The organism is Chlamydia pecorum E58 (assembly GCF_000204135.1).
In the GTDB taxonomy this organism is placed as follows: Bacteria; Chlamydiota; Chlamydiia; order Chlamydiales; family Chlamydiaceae; genus Chlamydia; species Chlamydia pecorum.
Window position 1 is genome coordinate 611,318 of the sequence record NC_015408.1, and the last position, 19,102, is coordinate 630,419.

A 19,102-nucleotide genomic window follows, 5' to 3' on the forward strand; every position below is an offset into this window, starting at 1 on the left:
AGGTAGATATAGAGTCTACCTTAGGAGAACACATTAGAAACGGATTTTGCTTCCCAAATCTACACTGTAGTTTCGAGAGGAACTGCGGATTTCCGCTGCGCAATGTCCAAATACTTCCCAGCGAGGATCAAAAATAAAGTGGTTTTCACCAAGAATGAGGAAAGCTTGCCTAGAAGGATTTGTAGCGTAGGTTTTCCACGAGTCCCCAGAGTAGAGTAATGTCGTTAAGCAGTGGGGATTATGACGATACACATCAGGAACATAATATACTGAAAGGCAATAGCCCCCGTCAGTCTGGGTGTATTCTCTCTTTAGCTTTAGCCCTACGGGGAGAGCAAGGTTCAGTAAGCGGCTATTTGTAAAGGCTCTACCTTCTGAGGAAATCTCAGAAAAGCTTCCTTGATGGGCATAGGCAAGGTGAACCTTAACCACAGGAGAGAGTATAGGAAGAAAAGGCAGAGGATGAACCTGTATTCCAGGGATATATGCACTAGCTTCTCCCGAGATGAACTCGTTATCCCAAGAGCCTTCCGCTTCAGGATACCTGGTATAGCGGGTTTTCATGGTGTTGCTTGTATAGCCGAAGGTCACCTGTATATCCGTATGAACTGGAAATTCCTCCGGGAGTTTTGACGTCAGTTCTTTAGGGAGCTTGGATCTTCCTAAAGTAAAGAAATCTCGAGGGTGTAGGGTATGCAAATGCTTGAAGAACAAAGATCCAGCGTAAGTTTGCGCTTTATTTTTGGTAACGTCATAATCCTTATCTCTAAGATAGAGCTGACAGAATGCTAGGGTAATCGCATCTTCTTTAGGTGTAAGGGCACTTCCTGCTAGGGCATAACCCGCAGCAATATGTCGGTAACGCTTTGCTCTTTCTGTCCCATCCCTATGGAAGAAGTTCCCTACGCTTGCGATCCAAAATCCCTGGCGGTGTTGTTCTCCTACGGAGCATATCCCCAGAAGATGATGCACCGCGCGCATATCCATAAACGTCCCCCATAACGTATTGGGAACTAAAGAGGCTCGTTGTTCCAAATTCGGAACATATCCTGTTTTTGTCCACGTTACAGTTGCTGTTGTTTTTATTGGTGTTGCTCCTGGAGCTGTAGGAGCACTGCTCCAAAGAATCGACCATGTACCCTGGTGGCCAAAGTGCTCTTGCGTATCCTGAGCAATAGGAAAATTGGAAGTTGTTAATGCAGCAGGAGTGATAAATTCAACAAAATCAAAAACTTTGGAGGCGCCTAGCTCATGTTGCTCATAGGCATTCCCATAGGGATCTGTAAGAGTAATCGGCCCTGAAAGATTAATACTTTTTCCTGATCCAGAAACTTCCAACGTAGCACGGCGTGTAGGATCTCCAGAAACTAAAGAATTTACGTTTATCGCGAGGTTGGTGACTGTAATATCTTCTGTCGTTGAGGCTAATTTTGTCCCGACATCCATAAGGAGAAGAGAAGACTCCTCTTGAACAAAAGCTTTATTTACTGTGAGGGTGACACCTTCCTTTAAAGCTAAAGTCCCATTACTTAATGTGACTGCTTGCGCAAATGTAGAGTTGAGATTGTCTTGTATAGCTTTCTCTTCTTTGGAGAGCTTTTCTCCTGAGAATACAATCGTCCCTCCATACTCTTGCTTTGTCGTTGGGTCTGTCTGGTTAATAGTTAATATGTCGGTAGTAGTATTCCCGGTATTTCCTGTTGTGGAGCTGGTAATCGGGTCATAGAAAAAGATGCTGTTTCCTGCTGTTGCGCGTAAGTTTGTGAACTTGGCAGAGTCCGCAAGGTCGATAGCATTTCTTTTAGAGGCTGGAGTTACTCCAGAAGTATGGGCAATATTCCCATCAAAAGTAATGTTTCCGCCTTCTGCAGAAAGGCTAATTGTGCCACTTTGAGCAATGGCAATAGCTCCACCTTTGGGAGCTGTTGCATTAGTTACGCGGTTGTTTACAAAAAACGCTCCGGTTCCTGCTGAGGATAAGGTGAGATTTTTCGCGTAAATCGCTCCGCCGTTAGCTGTTGCGCTATTGTTCGTAAAGACCAGAGATTGGTTCCCAGAGAGAATGAGCTCTGGAGCTGTCGCTCCAGCCCCTACAGCTGGTACGCTTGCATGTTTCCCAAGGAGGACTCGTGCTGTAGTCCCTCCAGGAGAAGAGGGAGGACTCGCTGGAGAGGAGGGACTTGGAGAGCTAGAGCTTGATCCAGGAGTTCCAGGTGTCCCTGCTGGGGCTCCAGCCCCTGATGCTGGAGCCCCACTAGAAGCTCCTCCTGCTGGAGCTCCAGTAGAGGCTCCTGAATTTGCTCCGTTGGTTTGTTGAGAGGGATCAAGATTTCCTCCAGTTCCAGGAGCAGAGTTTGCTGGGGCTGAACTTCCCCCAGAGCTTCCAGAACCCCCACTGTTGTTTTGAGCAGGATTTGAGGGTTGGTTTGTTGGGCTTGCCGCAGGTGCTATGCAGTAAATCGCCCCACCATTTCCATCAGTTTCAGTAGCTTTGTTTGAATCAAACACAAGACTGTTGTTCCCTATAAGGGAACATCCTGTTTCCGTATAGATAGCCCCTCCACTGACTCCAGCACTGTTATTCACAAAAGAAACAGTGGCTAAGCTTGAGGAAATCTCTACCTGCCCAGAGGCATAAATCGCACCGCCTTTTTTTCCTGTGGCTACAGTATTCTCTGAAAAGGAAACTGCAGAATTCTTAGAAAGAGAAAGGGCTTTGGTAGAGATTGCCCCACCATCATTTGCTGAGGCATTCTTTGAAAACACTACGGAAGTCGTATCGGCAATTTCAACATTGCCCCCACATTTTATCGCTCCTTTTTCACTATTATTAGCAGGGGAACTGCTAGTAGGAGAACTAAGAAAAGAGAGCTTGGAAAATCCAGATAGGGATAGGTGCTTATCTGAGGCAGAGACGCTAATGGCAGCACCCTCAGCAGAGGATTTTATCGTATCAAAGCTTAGGGAGAAGCCGTTTCCAAGGAAAGAAAGGCTTTCGGAGGCATTAGAAAAACAACTGTTTGTAAGGGCCGTAGTCTCCCCTAAATGTGCAAAGGAAACATCTCCAGTGAGGGTATAGGTAGTATCAGTTGTAGTGGCGTTTCCTGTAAAGGAGGTGGTGTTTTCCCCATCTATACTATCTTGGGGAGAAAGAAGGGTTTCAGTGGCACATAAAGAAGGGAAATAAAAGAGACCTAGAGAGGAGAGAAAAAGACAAGAAAGGGAGGCTTTCATACCTTGAAATTTTTACTTTAAAGATTATCGCATTCATAACAAAAAGGAAAAAATGAAAGCAAGAGCTTCCCTTTCAGTCGCATTCAAAAAGCCCTTGTTCTCAAGAATCAAGAGAAAACTATTTAAAGCCAAACATGAACTTTATTCTCACGGTTACACTATAGTTTTGTGAAGAGACTCTGAATGCAAAGTTTCCCGGATTAAACATTTCTGGAGAGGATGTCAGGGGTTCCTATACGAACGAGCAGAGTGTCTGGCATAAAGATTTGCCAGGAATCTGATGATGCGTGTAGTGAGATGGGGCTACGAATATCTTTTGTAAAAAGACGAGAGCACAATTCAAAGAGTTTTTTAGACATGACTGTAGGGACTCGTAAATGAAAAACCCCCTTATTCTTGAAATAAGAATAAGAGGGTTTTAAGGAAAAGAACCCTAGGAGTTAGAACCGAATTTTACTTCCAAGATCTACACTGTAGCTTCTGGAAGAGCTTTTGAGTTCAAAGGCAAACTGGCTAAACATTTCCCAAGTGTCGGAAAATGTAAAGTAATTTCCCGCACGAATAAGTAGAGCATTTCTAGCCAAGTTTGTTCCGAAGGTTTGCCAAGAATCCCCACTAATGATGAGCGTAGTTGTGCAATCTGGATTACTTCGAATAATATCAGGAACATAAGCAATAGAAAGATCATATGAGGACAATCCCATAGATTTCTCTAGTTTTATTCCTATAGGCATGCCGAAGTTGAAAAGATCGCTAGTTTCGAAAGAGCGAGCTGCTTCTCCAGATTCTTTAAAGTCTTCTTGGTGAGCATAGGTGAGTTGTACTTTCACAAAAGGTGAGTAGGATGAAAACCATCGAAAATGTTGAGTAGGAATGGAAACAAGCCCTCCTATTTCCATCCCTAACCCATCATTTCCCCAACTACTTTGAACTTCTTGGGGGGTTGGCTGTGTGTATGATGTTTTCATGTCATTGCTAGAATGACAGTAAGTTAATTGTGCGTTCAGCATTAGAGCTATTGGCCCCCAAGCACTATAAGACCCTTGAGGAAGGAGGTTTGTGATGTAGTCTAAACGACCTTCGTGTTGGAAGTTTATAGAGCCTGCATACGAAGTAATATGATTTTTCGTAACGAGGCGGTCTTTATCTCTTCCGAAAAGCTGGCAAAAAGCAAGATTTAAGACATTGTCCTCTATTGTAGGTGTGCTTGCTCCGATAATGTACCCTGCAGATCGATGACGGAATCCCTGTTGGATTTCAGAGCCCTTGTTAATGTTATCCCTATGGAAGAAGTTTCCAATAGCAGAAGCCCAGATGCCCCTTCCTTCATTTAGAGAGTCTGAACTTCTTTTCATTACCTCTTGGATAGAGCGAACGTCTACAAACACTCCCCAAAGACTATTGGGAACAAGGTTTCCTCGTTTTTGTGGATTGGGAATATATCCTGTTTTTGCCCAAGACAAAGTTGCTGTTTGTGTTTGTGGAGCAGTTCCTCCTCCCGCGCCAGTGCCTGGGACCCACTTCACAGCCCATGTTCCTTGATAGCCATAGTGTTGTGGAGTTTGCTCTGTTATCTGAGGATTAGTATTGTTACTATCAGGTGGAGTTGCAGTTCCTGCTCCTCCTGTAGAACCTGCAGAGAGCTCTACAAAACTAAAGTCTTGAGAATTTCTTAGATCGGGATTTTCGTAGGCATTGCCACCATCATCCATTAACGTAATGGGACCTGATAGTGTTACGTTTTGACTGCTAGCAGTAGCTGAAAGTGTCACTTTATCTGTTCCGTTTAAGGAACTCATGTTCACAGCAAGGTTAGTCACTGTAACACTCGCTGTGCTTGCAGATAGGGTAGTACCCGCATCCATTAGCAGGGTAGAGCCTGATTCTTGAGTAAATGTATTTGTATCTACTGTAACGCCATCTTTTAAAACTAGAGAGCCACTTTTTAAAGTTACAGGTTGTTTAAACGTAGACTTAAGATTTGCACCTGAACTTTGTTGTTTTTCCGTTTCAGAGAGCTTTTCTCCTGAAAAAACAATGGAGCCTCCGTAAGTTGCTGAACTTTCAGGATTATTGATGTTTAAGTCGCCTGATGAAGCAGCAGAATCTCCTGTAATAGGATCATAGAAGTAAATCGAATTTCCTTCAGTAGCTCTAAGGACAGTAAACTTGGCTTGACTCCCTAAATCAATAGCGTTTCTAGTAGGGGTTCCTGCTCCTCCAGTCGTATTAGTTGTATTGCCATTAAAGGTAATATTACCTCCATCTGCAGAGAGACTAATTTCTCCATTGTCAGCAATCGCAATCGCCCCACCTTTTGGTGATGACGTTGCGCTTGCAGTGTTATTGGTAAAGAGCACACCCTTACCTTCACTAGATAGGGTAAGGCTTTGTGCATAAATTGCGCCTCCACTTCCTGAAGCAGTATTGTTTATAAAGGTAACTTCGTTATTGTCTTTGATAGTGAGTATAGGAGCTGGAGGAGGAACTGCTGGTGGTTGCTTGAAGCAGCAAATAGCTCCGCCATTGATATTCGATCCAGAGGTTTTATTGCTATCAAAGAGGACAGTTTGATTCCCTGAAATCGTACAGTTTCCTTGTGAGCAGGTGGCGCCTCCAGTAGTTGTGGAAGCGTTATTTATGAAGGTAACATAGTTATTGTTCGTAAGATTAATAGTCCCTGCAGATTCAATCGCTCCAGTTCCTGTAGTGCTTGATGGAGAAGCAATAAAGGATAGGGTAGAAAAATCCATAAGAGTCAAGGTTTTATCCGCACCTTTAGCATTTATAGCTCCAGGATTACTTGCTGCCACATTAATAGTGTTAAAGGACATGGAATAGCCATTGCCATCAAATGTTAAGTCTCCAGCTTGTTCCTGAAAACACGCAGAAGAGAGTGGGCTTCCACTGCTTCCTGCATTATAAATAGACATATCTCCAGTACAGGAGTACGTTGTTCCTGCACTGTCATTAGTGGCTTTAGGAGTAAACTGCACTGTATTTCCACTTCCGCTGTAGCTATCCGCAGAGCCTAAAGGGGTTTCTGCAGAAAATAAAGAAAAACTAGAAAAAGGGAGGGCTATGGCTGAAGAAACCAACAGCCTATGCAGAGAACATTTCATGGCAATATCTATAAAAAATTAAAATATTTTTCCTGATGCACAAAAAAAAAAAAAAAAACAACTAAAAAATCATTTCTTCTTTTTTAGAAAAAGAGCTTGCCGCCAAGGTGTACATTATAAGTTCGAGAAGAGCTTCTCAACTCAAAAGCACATTTGCTAAAGATTTCGCAGTTTTGTGTCATGGCTAGGTGGGCGCCCGCACGTGCAATGAAGGCTTGTCTGGCAAGATTTGTTCCAAAAGTTTCCCAAGAGGCATTGTTCTGTATGAGGGTAGTAAGACCATGAGGATTTCTCCGATACACATCTCCTACGTAAAGAAGCGTAGTATGGAGAGTGACTGCATGGAGCTTCCTTTCAAAGGTTAAGCCTATGGGAAGCGAAAAGTTCAGAAGATCACTGCTAGCAAAATGTCTTCCGTTATTTCCGGATTCTTTGAAATCTTTTTGGTGGGCATAGATCACTTCTGCTTTTACTATAGGAGAAAAACTATAGAACCCATGAGTTCCTTTGTAGAAATCCATTGGAAACGTACTGATAAGCTCTGCAGCTAGGCAGTCATTACTCCAACTCCCTTGAACTTTAGGAGCAAAAGTATAGCGTGTTGTTAGGGAGTTATCAGCATAGCTGTAGCTAAGCTGAGCTTTGAAAATGCACTTCTGTGCATGTTTTTCAGAGAGCAGCTTATTGAAAAAGAACCTAAAGGGGGAGTACTGCCCAACATGTTGAAGGTATAAAGAACCTCCGTAGATTGTTGCATGATTTTGTGCAACAAAGCGGTCCTTATCATTTCCATAAAGCTCACCAAAAGCTAAGCTCACTAACGTTTGTGAAGATAAAGACCTTGAGGCTCCAAGAACATAGCCAGCGCTAGTGTGGTGATACTGGCGGTTTGTTGCTGTATGATCGCGATGGAGGAAATTCGCAATTCCTGCTCCCCAGAGTTCCCAGGCGTCGTGTTCATGATAGCAACATGTTTCTAAGACGCTTTGAAAAGCTCGCATGTCACTATAGGATCCCCAAAGGCTATTCGGGACCAAAGAGGTCACCCTTTGAGGATTAGGAGTATACCCCGATTTCACCCAGGATAACGTTGCTGCTTGTGGATTTTGACCGCTCCCTAACGTCAAGGACCACGTCCCCTGATAGCCATAATGCCCCTCTGGAGATGATGGCGTTAAACTCAAGCCTGCAGTATCGGCATTTGCAGGTGTGACCTCCAAAGATAAAAAGGAAAACGTTGCGTCTTTATCAAACATCAGGTTTTCGTAAGCACTCCCCGTAGGGTCGGAAAGAGTCACAGTCCCAGATAGAGTGATTTTTTTATTTGAGCCTGCTTTTAATTTGGCCTGTTTACTAGGATCCAAGGAAGCGACATTAATAGCGAGATTGGTAACAGTTAAATCCCCTTCACTCTCCAATGTGGTTCCTGTGTCCATAATGAGAGAAGAGGAGCTTTGTTGGGTAAATGAAGAGGCCACAAGAGTCACGCCCTGTTTAAGGACTAAACTTCCTCCTGACAACTCCACATTTTGTTTAATTGTTGATTTGAGATTTTCTGCTCGAGCCGCTTCTTCTGTACTCAGTTGCTCTCCAGAGAAAACAATAGTTCCTTGGTAGGAGGGATTGTTTGTAGTATCTGGACCATTGATATTTAAAGTAGACAGAGCTGGAGTTGGTGTTTGTGTTGTGGAAGAGGTAATCGGATCATAGAAAAAGATCGCATTCCCTGCAGAGGCGCGAAGTTGAGAAAAAGTAGCAGCATTTCCAAGGTCTATGGCGTTTCTCGTAGTTGTTTGCTGAGAACCTGCAGTTCCTGTGATGGTTTTGTTCCCTGAAAAGGTAATGTCTCCAGAATCTGCAGAAAGGCTAATTACACCATTTTCTGCAATCGCAATGGCGCCTCCTTTCGCTGTGGTGTCATTCGTAACTGTATTTCCTTGAAAGAGCGTCGGCCCTCCCGCAGACAAAACCAGCTTGTTGGTGTAGATCGCTCCGCCATTGCTGGTTGCAGAGTTGTTGAGGAAGTTTACGTACTGGTTCCCGGATATTGTCAATACAGGAGCTGGCGTTGCGGGAGCTTGAGGAGGCTGAGTTGGTGTTGCTTGGCTGCAGTAAATCGCCCCGCCGTTTCCTGTCGTTCCTGTAGTGCTGTTCCCTTCAAAATCAACAAGGAAGTTATTGGTGATAAAGCCATTGCCTTGACAATACAGAGCGCCACCTAAAGCTGCGGAGTTTCCTATAAATGTTACCGAACCCGAGGTATCACTAAGAATAACTTCTCCCGTAGTGTATAAGGCACCGCCATTGGTAGTTGCAGTGTTCTGTTGAAATGAAAGAGAAGCATTGTTTGTGCAGGTGACTGTCCCTGCAGCATGAAGAGCCCCACCGTTTTCCGTTGTTGTATTTTTAGAAAAGATGACGTTTTTGTTTCCCTGAAGGAGAGCAGATCCTGTAGAGTTTACTGCACCCTTCCCTGTTCCTGTCCCTATTCCTCCTCCTGATGCTGGAGATAGCGTAAAAAAGAGATTGGAAAACCCTAAAAGAGATAAGGCTTTGCCTGGATTTGTTGCTGTAGCGCTAATAGCAACCCCATCAACAGAGTCTTGAGCAGTAATGGAGTTAAAACTTAAGGAAAAGCCGTTTCCTTGTAAAGTAAAGTCTCCAGCTGTTTGTCCAAAGCAGCTGGCAGTTAGTGCTGTACCAGAGCCAGCATTGGAGATAGAAACATCTCCAAGAAAATTTAAAATATCCTCAGTAGAATCGTTGAGTGTTGTTGGAGAGAACGTTCCTGTTCCATTAAAGCTGTTTTGTGAGGAGAGGTTCGTGGTTGCGGCAGAAAGAGAGAAGGGAAGAGAAAGGGTTAAGGAAGGAACAAACAACCAAGAAAACGAAGTTCTCATAAAAATCTTTGAGGTTTAAAATTTATTTGAGCGAATACAAAAACAAAAGAAAGAAATCAAGGAAGAAAGCTCTAGGGATAAGGGGGCGTAGCATATATTTAAACATCCCATCAGAATACAAAGCTAGTTCCTATATCGAAGTTATAGAGACGCGAGGAGCCTCGAAATTCAAAAGCACATTGGTAAAAAGTTTCAAAAAATGGATTAAAGAGGAAGTGGTTGGAAAGCTGTGCTGAGATTGCTTGTCTTGCGAGGTTTGCTCCTAGGACTGTCCAGGAAGCATCGCTAACAACAAGCCCCACAAGCCCTTCGGGATTTTTACGATAGGCATCCACACTGTAGGTAAACGTGAGAGATTGCTTGCTGGGGGTAATTTTTGATGTTCTTTCGAATGTGATCCCAATAGGAATCGCAAAGTTAATCAGCTCGCTAGGTGTAAAGTAACGACTTTCGGGAGAACGTACTTCTTGGAAACGTTGTTGGCGGCCATAAAAATATTGCAGATGAATAAAGGGTGCATAAGAAATCTTCTGAAGAGAGGACAAGGCTTCTGCAGCTAAGGCAGCACCACATTCGATACCAAAGTTGTTGTTTCTCCAAGATCCTTTAACCATGGGGAGAGAAGAATAGAGGGTTTTTAAATGGTTGTCAGCATGCGTATAGGTAAGATGTGCATCGAAAACGACATGTTGACTTGGCGAGATTAAAGAAAGAATCTTCGGTGGTGTTTGCGCATGTCCCCAGAAGGTATCTAAAATATTAAAGAGACTTGCTGTATGTTGGTAATGTAGGGTCGCACCATAAATGTCAGAGTAGTTTTTCGTAACAACATGGTCCTTATCTCTCCCTGAAAGCTGACAGTAAGCTAGGGAAAGAAGATCCTCCGAGGGCATCAACGCGTTAATTCCAACAACGCAACCACCAGAGAGGTGACGGAAGCCCTGACGGGAATCCCTGCGATCTTGATGGAAGAAATTCGCCATTCCCGACACCCAGAAGTGCTGATATACAGAGGCATCTTCCGTATGGTTTTTCATAAGCTTGTGAAGAGAACGGATATCGATAGCGTTCCCCCATAAGCTATTTGGAACTAATGCAGTCTTTCTTTCAGGATTGGGAGTATAGCCTGTTTGTGTCCAAGTTGCCTTTGCAGACTGTGTTGTTCCCGATAGGGTCCAAGCTAAGGACCAGTATCCTTGATAGCCATAGTGTTCTGCAGGAGTTATTGTCGTAGGAATCGCAGCTACGGTTGCTGTTCCTGTGCCATTTGCCGTAACATCAAGAAGAGAATATACCTGGGGATTTTGCAGATTGTGACTCTCGTAAAAGTTTCCTTGGGCATCTACCAGACTAATAGGACCTGAAATCGTCACATTTTTATTAGATCCTGAGGTCTTTACGGTGACCTTTTTTGTCCCATCTAGAGAATCTACATTGATATTTAAACGTGTGAGGGAGAGATCCTCAGCTGTAGTTTCTAGAGTCGTCCCCGCATCCATAACAACAAAAGCATTTGGATCTTGAGTGAAACCGGAAAACTTCGTCGTCACCCCAGATTTCAAGACTAAACTCCCACTCGCAAGAGTCGCTGGTTGATTTATCGTTGAGGTGAGATTAGCTGCTTCTGCAGCCTCTGTTTCACTGAGCTTTTCCCCAGAAAAAACAATAGATCCAGAATAAGACTGAGAATTTGAAGCTTCATTCAAAACTAGGGGCGTTGCTGGTGGGTTAGGGGGATTTCCTGCTGTTGGATCATTAGTAATCGGATCATAGAAGAAAATGCTATTTCCTGAAGATGCACGTAAATTTGTAATGGTTGCTGTGCTAGCAAGATTTATAGCGTTGTGTGTTGTAGTAGGTGAATTGCCAGTGGCAATGACAGTGTTGCCATTAAAAATTATGTTCCCTTTATCTGCAGAGAGAGTCAGTGTTCCATTGTCAGCAATTGCAATCGCCCCACCCTTACCTGCTGTAGTAGTGTTGCCGCTTGTATTGTTAAAAAAAGAAACCTCGCCATTAGATTCTACAGAGAGGCTATTTGCATAAACTGCTCCTCCGTTTCCTTGGGCAGTATTGTTACTAAACGTTACGGAAGCATTCCCTTCTAGTGTGAGTTTTGGTGCTGGCGCTGCTGGAGCTCCTCCTCCCCCACCACCAGCGGTGGTGGTCGTGCAGCTGATAGCTCCGCCATTGGCATTAGTTCCTGTGGCGGTGTTTTGGCTAAAGACTATTGCCCCATTATTAGATATCGTTGTTGTTTGTGTGGAAGCTATCGCACCCCCACCTGTTTCTTGTGCAGAGTTTTGGGTGAAAAGTATAGGGCCAGAATTGTTAGTGATGGAGAGATCTCCAGAAGAGTATAGCGCTCCTCCAGCCTTACTTGAGGAGTTCCCTTGAAATGTAGCATAACCAGAGATCCCCGAGAGGGTACAGCCTTTGGAGTTAAATGCTCCACCTTCATTAGTCGAAAAATTCTGCAACGCAAGGAGATATGCAGAGTTTTCTATAGTTAACGCCCCTCCAGAAACTATAGCTCCAGTTCCTGTGCTTACAGTACTTGCAGGAGATTTGATAAAGGAAAGATAAGAGAAATTTGATAGCGAAATTGCTTTATCTGTAGTGGTTTTTATAGCGCCTGGATTCGCCCCAGCATTGATCGTATTGAATATAAGGGAATAGCCCTTACCTAGAAAGGTAAGGGCTCCAGCTGTATCATTGAAACAGCTAGAGGTTAATTGGGTAGTTGTATTTCCAGCAGAAGAGATAGAAATATCATTAAGAAGGGTATAGGTAGTTCCTTGGGCATCCGTGGTTGCTTTAGGTGTGAATGTTCCTCCATCGGATCCATTAAAACTTTCCTTAAGGTCTACATTAGCAGCATATACTGAAAACCCCAAAGAAAAAGAGAGTAAAGTAGAAGAAATCAGTAGCCGAGAAGACATAGGATTCATACGTGCATGCTTTTGTTGAACTAGGAGATATTTTGAGCCCATACTTCAAAGAAAAAAAGAATTCAAGAGAAATACAAGAGGCTAAGAAAGTTTACTATAGGAAAGAAGAGCCCCAAGATAGGGGCTCTTCGTTTTTTTAGAAATAGTATTTTGCTCCGCAATCCGCATTGTAACCTCTAGAGGAGGAACGAAGATCACATCCTCCATGAGAGAATAACTCAACGTTTTTGCTGACTCTATGCCTTGAGGAGGCTTGAGCAGAAACACCTTGTCTTGCAAGATCCGTAGCGAACGTTGTCCAAGAGATCCCAGAAGTTGGCATCGAAACGAGACACTTAGGTTCATTACGGTAAATATCGATGTTATAGGTGAGCTTAAGAGATAGAGTATGAGGAGAGGATGGCGATCCTTTCTCCATACAGAGCCCAAAAGGAATCGAGACATTAACCAAGTGGCTATTGGAGAACGTACGCGCATTATTAGTATCTGCAACTTCAGCAAAGCTATCTTGGTTTGCATAGACAACTTGGAGTTTGACAAAAGGAGAAACCGTATTTACGAAGTGATGCCGCGTTTGCATAGGCACGAAGTTCGCAGCCTCTACAGCGACACAATGGTTTGTCCAAGAGCTCTTTCCTGGAGTCGTAGTGTACTTCGTTTTCATGTCGTTGTACGTTCTTGCATACACCACTTGAGCCTTCATAATAGAGTCCACATCTTTAGGGAACTTAGGAAGAACTCTAGAGAAGAGGTGATTCCTAAGGAACTCTGGAAGCACAAGAGGATGGATGTGCTGAGCATAGAGAGCTCCAGCATATGTCCGGGATTTAATGTCAGATAAGTTGTAGTCCTTAGACTTTCCAAAAAGCTGAGCTACAGCAAACGCAAACACATTATGGGAATGCGTTTCAATGTTTCCTCCGACAAGATAGCCAGCATTGATATGGCGGAAGCCACTTCCGAGATCTTGCTGGCGGTCTCTATGGAAGAAATTGGAAACACTAGAAGACCATAAGCTTCGAGATATTTTAGCATTGATGCTCGTAGAGATAGCCTCTTGAATCGCTAAAGCATCGCGAGAAAGACCCCAAAGAGAATTAGGAACTAAGAACGCACTTTGCGTAGTATTTGGACGATAGCCTGCAGCTTTCCAAACCGCTGTAAGTACGGTTTTCCCGTCTGGGGTTTTCGTAGGTTGTAATGCCCAAGTTCCTTGGTATCCAGAATCTGCACCAGCTCCCGAAGGGACCATTCTAAAGTTTGAAATATTGGCATTCTCAGGTAAATCAAAGAGCTGAACATTCATATTGCTGGCGAGCAAAGGATTTTGATACATCCCATCTGAGCTACGGTATTGTAAATCTCCAGAGAGCGTCAGCGTTCCGCCTTTCGCATCAATTTTTATAGGCTTACTTGTGGGAGTAACGGAATCAAGGTTCACAGCAAGATTTGTGATCGTCAAGTTTCCGCCAGTAGCAGCAGCACCACCAGCTTTTGCTGCTGGTGCTATTGCCTCCAAAGTTGTTCCCGCATCCATAAGAATCATGGAGTTGGGATTTTGTGTTAATGACTGTACCGCTAATGTTGCGCCGTCTTTAAGCACCAGCGTTCCATTTTGCAAGTCTATAGCTTGATTGATCGTGCTTGTTGCTCCTCCAGCTAATCCTGCAGAGAGCTGCTCTCCAGAGAAAACAACAGCTCCTGTATTTGCTACAGCTCCCGCACCTTGAGCAGCTGTGGCAGCCATACGTAAGTAAGAAGATTCAGGAGAAGAAACTTTAGCCGGTGTAACTGTAGGAGGGTTAATTACAAACTTAGACGTGTCAGATGTTTTAGGATCCTCGATAGTAATAGGGTCATAGAAATAAATAGTATGACCACTCGAGGCTTGCAAGAAGATGTCTGCACCACTTCCTATGTGGATCGCATTCGGGATAGTCTCTCCATCAGAGGTTGTAATCGTGTTTCCCTTAAAAATAATGTCTCCATCTTTAGCAAAGAGCGTCAGAGATCCTCCAGCTTCAATAGCAATAGCTCCACCTTTCCCAGAAACTTTCTGAGCAACTTGGCCGTCATCTTCTGCTTGCTCGACTGCCTCTTCTGGTTTCTCAGAGGCTTCAGGAGGAGATATTCTAGGACCCGCAGAGTTATTAGAGAACGTTGTGGTTCCCCCAGCAGTAATGATGAGAGTCTTAGCATAGATCGCTCCACCTTCACTTCCTGCAGTGTTGTTGGAGAAGATCAGCTCCTTGTTATTGTCACAAGTGAACTTTGTAGCGTAGATCGCTCCACCTTTTTCTGAGGCTGTGTTGCCAGAGAACGTCACATCTTGGTTATTAGAGAGATGCACTCCAGTTTGAGAGGCCCCATTACTTGTATCGATATAACTACATAAGGCCCCACCACAGCCATCACGGTTGGAAGTTCCTGAAGGCTGATCTGCATTTTTAGCTTTAGCTTCAGAAGAGACTTCTGCTTTGTTGCCACTAAAGAGTATAGAGGCATTTTTGTTAATGGAACCCTCTCCTCCAGAAAGGAAGATCGCCCCACCAGTTTTCGCGATGTTATTTTCAAACGTCAGCTTTGTTTTAGTATTTTCTATGCGGAGTTGATCCGTGCTTATAGCTCCTCCAGAGCCTGTTTTAAAGCAGTTGCCTTGGAAAAGCACAGAATCATTGTTAGAAAATACTGTAAGGCTTTTCCCAGAGTTTGTAACAAAGATGGCTCCTTGACCTCCTGAAGCAGACGCTCCCTCCTGTTCTTTTCCTTTAACAGAATCCCCAGGGGCATTGATAAAGGAAAGATTTGCAAAATCTGTAAAGGTTAGAGTAGTCAGATGCTCAGGAGTATCTTCTTTGGGTGAATCTGCCTTTGCCGGTGAAGAGACTAAAGCAGCATCTTGAGGTTCTCCAGCTGCAGGCTCTTCAATTACAGGTTCTTTAACCTCTTCTTCGGTTTCTTGTTCTCCATCAACACCATTACCAACACTGCTGTCGCTATTTTCTGTTTCTCTTCCCTCGCTGTCAGAGGAAACAGCATCACCTCGACCGTCATTAGTACTTTGATTTGTGGTTGCTCTAGGTCCTTGGATGCTGCTTACACCGTCATTATTAACAGAAGGGGATTTGTTAGTTGAAACATCACTCTCAGGAGTATCACCTCTATTGTTTCCATTTTCACCTCGTGCTTGCTCAGATCTTTCTCCGCTGCTGTCAGTGTTGCCATTAACAGAGTCACCTTCGCTTTTACCATCACTAGAATCAGAAGAGTCTGTAGCGGAAGGAACGGAAGAAGAGACAGATCCTTGGGTTCCATTCTGACCAGTCTCACCATTGCTGTTGGAAGAGACTCCACCGTTTGAACCATTTCTTGAATTTTCCTCACCATTTTCTTCTTCTGCTGCAGCTTCTTCTTCAGGAGAATCTTCCTCTTCAGAAGAATCAGAGCTAGAATCAGAGGACTGAACATCATTAGAAATTGCAGCGCCTTTTCCTGTCAGGCTTATATTTTCAAAAGTAAGAGAAAATCCTCCGCCTTTAAAAGTAAGATCTCCTTTGCTATTGATAAAACAGCTTGTATCTGTCTTTGCTTGATCTTGGCTAGCTTCAGATTGTACAGTACTCTCTTGAACTTGTGATTCCTGCTGTTGTTGCTCTTGTTGTTGCTCTTGTTGTTGCTGTTGAGGAGGCTGCTGCTGTCCATTCCCTCCTCCTCCGTTGTTCTCCTGATTTTGTCCTTGTCCATTAGTTTCTGTCGTAGTCGTTGTCGTTGGTGTCGGTGTAGGAGTTTCCGTAGTAGTAGGTGTAGGCGTAGGTGTTCCTGTAGTTGTCGTAGTCGTAGGGGCTGTGGTTTCTGTAGTGGTTGTGGGAGTTGTTGTTTCCGTGGTTGATAGTGTGAGTGTAGGAGTTTCTGTAATTGATAGAATGGGAGCAGGCGCAGAAATGCTCGTGGCAATGCTAGTAGTAGGCGTGGGCGTAGGTGTTCCCGTTGTAGTAGTTGTTGTAGGAGTGGGAGCAGTAGTTTCTGTCGTAGTTGTTGGAGTTGTTGTCTCCGTTGTTGTTGTTGGAGGGGTTGTGGTAGTAGGCGTTTCGGTAGTAGTAGTGGATGAACTAGAAGAAGAATCCTGTTGCGGTTGCGACTGAGGCTGCGACTGCGACTCTGGCTCTGGATCAGCTTGTGAAGAGGCTTCCGTAGCTGATGAGACGTTTTGGATAGTGACGTCTGAAGTAAGAGTGTATATTGTTCCCTTGGGCTCTGAGGATTGTTTAATTACAAATGGCTTTTGAGGTTCTTTGGCGCCGTCATAGTTGTCGCTTTCGGTGAGATTGGTCTCTTTAGGCTTTGTTTCGTCTGCAGGTTGGGTTTCTGTAGAATATAGAGATCCAGAAAGAGCCAAAGAAATTGGCAACCAGTGAAAACGCCTCATATTTCACACTCAACAAAATAAAAATTATTTTAATAAAAAAATAAGGTAAAAAAATATAGGAAGTGGCATTCCTATTTTAAATGTGCTGGCATATAAAATATGGGAAAAACAAGTGAAAACAAATGTAACTTTTTTTAATCTCGCTATACAGCTATAGCGAGATGATCTCTCGTACAGTTCATTCCTATTCTTTATCAGAATGGTGATGACAGCAGCTTTTAGAGCTTTCTCCGTGGCAATGAGAATGGCAGGATTTTTTACGGCAGCAACCGAAAAAACCTAATAGGCAAATTACTCCAGCAAGTCCAATGATGATGGAAACGATGCGTCCGAGTAGAGAGGGACCTTCAAGTCCTAGTCTTGCCATAACGTTTACTTGATGATGAGAGATTCCTCTAATTCCTACATTCAATGCGGAAAGAACTACTATAAGAGAGGAAATTCCTCGAACGAGTTTGCCTAGCATTGCTTTTCTCCTAAGTGGTGTATACTTAATTCCCTCTTTTAATCATTATTTATAATTTAAAAAACTTTTTTTTTTAGCTTAGGGCTCATTTCGATGGCAGAGGTGGCGTTGACTTTTTGCATACAAAGAGTTAAGTTTAAAGGCAGAGTTTTTGCTTTGATGCAAGCTCTTGTGTTTTCTTCTTTTTTAATAAATAGGCATTAGGGTCATTAGTGATGACGAAGTCTTACATAGACAAACATGAAATTTTACTCTTAGCAAAAAGCTCAGCTTTAAATTTGAATGACTCCCTAGCTCAGGAATATGCAGACTCTTTAAATGAAGTGATCAGCGCTATGGAAACCGCTTTAGAAGTCGAGGTAGGAGAGGGGAGTACCGAAGAGCTCTTCGCCTATGTTTTAGGGCCTGAAGATTTGCGAGAAGACGTCGTTGATGAGAGCTTCTCTCGTCAGGAGTTTCTACATAATGTTCCTGAATCTTTAGGGGGCTTGGTTAAGGTCCCAACGGTCATAAAGTAAGCAGAGGGAGTTCATGTATAGTAAGAGTGCTTTAGAGTTGAGAGAAGCTGTAGTTTCTGGAGAAAGATCTGCCTCTGAAATTACCAAAGAGTTCTTTTCTCGTATCCGAGAAAATGAAAAGGAAATCGGCGCATTTATTTCCCTATGTGAAGAGCGCGCAAAGGAAAAAGCTGCTCATGTAGATGCTAAGCGAGCAAGGGGAGAGCCCCTAGGAAAACTTGCAGGGGTTCCTATTGGAGTTAAGGATAATATCCATGTATTAGGCTTAAACACCACATGTGCATCTCGGATGCTGGAGAATTATCAAGCGCCATTTCATGCAACTGTTATAGAAAATATAGAAGCAGAAGACGGCATTATCCTAGGTAAGCTCAATATGGACGAGTTTGCTATGGGCTCCACAACACGTTATTCTGCATTTCATCCGACACACAATCCCTGGGACCTCTCGAGGGTCCCTGGGGGATCTTCAGGAGGATCCGCTGCGGCTATTGCTGCGCGCTTTTGTGCTATTGCGTTAGGTTCAGATACAGGAGGATCGATTCGGCAGCCAGCAGCGTTTTGTGGTGTAGTAGGATTTAAGCCTTCTTACGGAGCAGTCTCCCGTTATGGTCTTGTGGCTTTTGGCTCTTCATTGGATCAGATTGGCCCTATAACCACTGTAGTTGAAGATATTGCCCTAGCTATGGATGTCTTAGGGGGGAAAGATCCTAAAGACGCCACTTCTCGAGAGCTTTTTACCTCATCTTTTCTAGATGGTTTATCTTTAGAAGTCCCAAAGTTAATTGGGGTCCCCTTAAACTTTTTAGAGGGATTAAGGGAAGATATTAAGAAGAACTTTTTTGATTCTTTAGCAGTGCTTGAGCGTCAAGGGAGTAAGATCGTAGATGTGGATTTGGATATTCTCCATCATGCGGTCTCTATCTATTACATTATTGCTTCTGCAGAAGCTGCTACAAACCTTGCGAGGTTTGATGGTATCCGCTATGGCTATCGTGCGAAACGGCAGTCTATACAAGAGGTATATGAGTGTTCGCGAACAGAAGGATTCGGAAAGGAGGTCATCCGAAGGATTCTTCTTGGCAATTACGTTCTTTCTGCAGAGAGACAGAGTGTGTACTATAAAAAAGCAGCATCCATACGGGCAAAGATCGTCCAAACATTTTCTGTAGCATTTGAACGGTGTGATGTGATTGCCCTTCCTGTGTGTTCCTGCCCTGCATTTGAAGCGGGGGATATTTTGGATCCCTTAGCACTATATTTGCAGGATATCTATACTGTAGCGATGAACTTGGCTTATCTTCCGGCAATTGCTGTGCCTTCAGGATTTTCTCGCGAAGGATTACCTTTAGGTCTGCAGATCATTGGAGAGCATGGCAAGGATATACAGGTATGTCAGGTAGGCTATAGTTTCCAAGAGCATGCTCAAATTAAGAATTTATGTCCTAGTGGGTTTGGGCAAAGAGTAGATTAGAAAGGATAAGA

At 43.7% G+C, this 19,102-nt stretch carries 8 protein-coding genes; 2 read left to right on the forward strand and 6 right to left on the reverse strand.

Going from position 1 to position 19,102, the window contains the following annotated elements; all coding sequences use genetic code 11:
- Window positions 1-33 precede the first annotated feature (33 nt).
- The 6 genes from G5S_RS02755 to G5S_RS02780 all read right to left on the reverse strand — a co-directional run bounded on the left by G5S_RS02755 (window position 34) and on the right by G5S_RS02780 (window position 17,099).
- Window positions 34-3,234 carry a Pmp family polymorphic membrane protein autotransporter adhesin gene (locus G5S_RS02755; RefSeq protein ID WP_013712658.1) on the reverse strand — a complete coding sequence of 1,067 codons (3,201 nt, stop codon included), beginning with the start codon at window positions 3,232-3,234 and terminating at the stop codon, window positions 34-36.
- Between the two features lie 440 nt (window positions 3,235-3,674).
- Window positions 3,675-6,356 (reverse strand): polymorphic outer membrane protein middle domain-containing protein, encoded by a 2,682-nt coding sequence (locus tag G5S_RS02760; RefSeq protein ID WP_013712660.1) that lies wholly within the window; start codon window positions 6,354-6,356, stop codon window positions 3,675-3,677.
- Between the two features lie 83 nt (window positions 6,357-6,439).
- Window positions 6,440-9,256: an autotransporter domain-containing protein gene (locus G5S_RS02765; RefSeq protein ID WP_013712661.1), complete on the reverse strand. Its 2,817-nt coding sequence runs from the start codon at window positions 9,254-9,256 to the stop codon at window positions 6,440-6,442.
- Window positions 9,257-9,366: 110 nt separating this feature from the next.
- The gene (locus G5S_RS02770) at window positions 9,367-12,249 is read right to left on the reverse strand and encodes a polymorphic outer membrane protein middle domain-containing protein (protein ID WP_080557002.1); all 2,883 of its coding nucleotides are present in this window, start codon (window positions 12,247-12,249) and stop codon (window positions 9,367-9,369) included.
- Between the two features lie 94 nt (window positions 12,250-12,343).
- Window positions 12,344-16,633 carry a polymorphic outer membrane protein middle domain-containing protein gene (locus G5S_RS02775; RefSeq protein WP_013712664.1) on the reverse strand — a complete coding sequence of 1,430 codons (4,290 nt, stop codon included), beginning with the start codon at window positions 16,631-16,633 and terminating at the stop codon, window positions 12,344-12,346.
- Between the two features lie 184 nt (window positions 16,634-16,817).
- Window positions 16,818-17,099, reverse strand: a complete 282-nt coding sequence (locus G5S_RS02780) for a DUF378 domain-containing protein (protein ID WP_013712665.1) — start codon at window positions 17,097-17,099, stop codon at window positions 16,818-16,820.
- 215 nt (window positions 17,100-17,314) lie between these two features.
- Between G5S_RS02780 and G5S_RS02785 the strand changes: the two genes are divergently transcribed.
- Window positions 17,315-17,617: an Asp-tRNA(Asn)/Glu-tRNA(Gln) amidotransferase subunit GatC gene (locus tag G5S_RS02785; RefSeq protein WP_013712666.1), complete on the forward strand. Its 303-nt coding sequence runs from the start codon at window positions 17,315-17,317 to the stop codon at window positions 17,615-17,617.
- 13 nt (window positions 17,618-17,630) lie between these two features.
- Window positions 17,631-19,091 carry an Asp-tRNA(Asn)/Glu-tRNA(Gln) amidotransferase subunit GatA gene (gatA, locus tag G5S_RS02790; protein WP_013712667.1) on the forward strand — a complete coding sequence of 487 codons (1,461 nt, stop codon included), beginning with the start codon at window positions 17,631-17,633 and terminating at the stop codon, window positions 19,089-19,091.
- The last annotated feature ends 11 nt before the right edge of the window (window positions 19,092-19,102 follow it).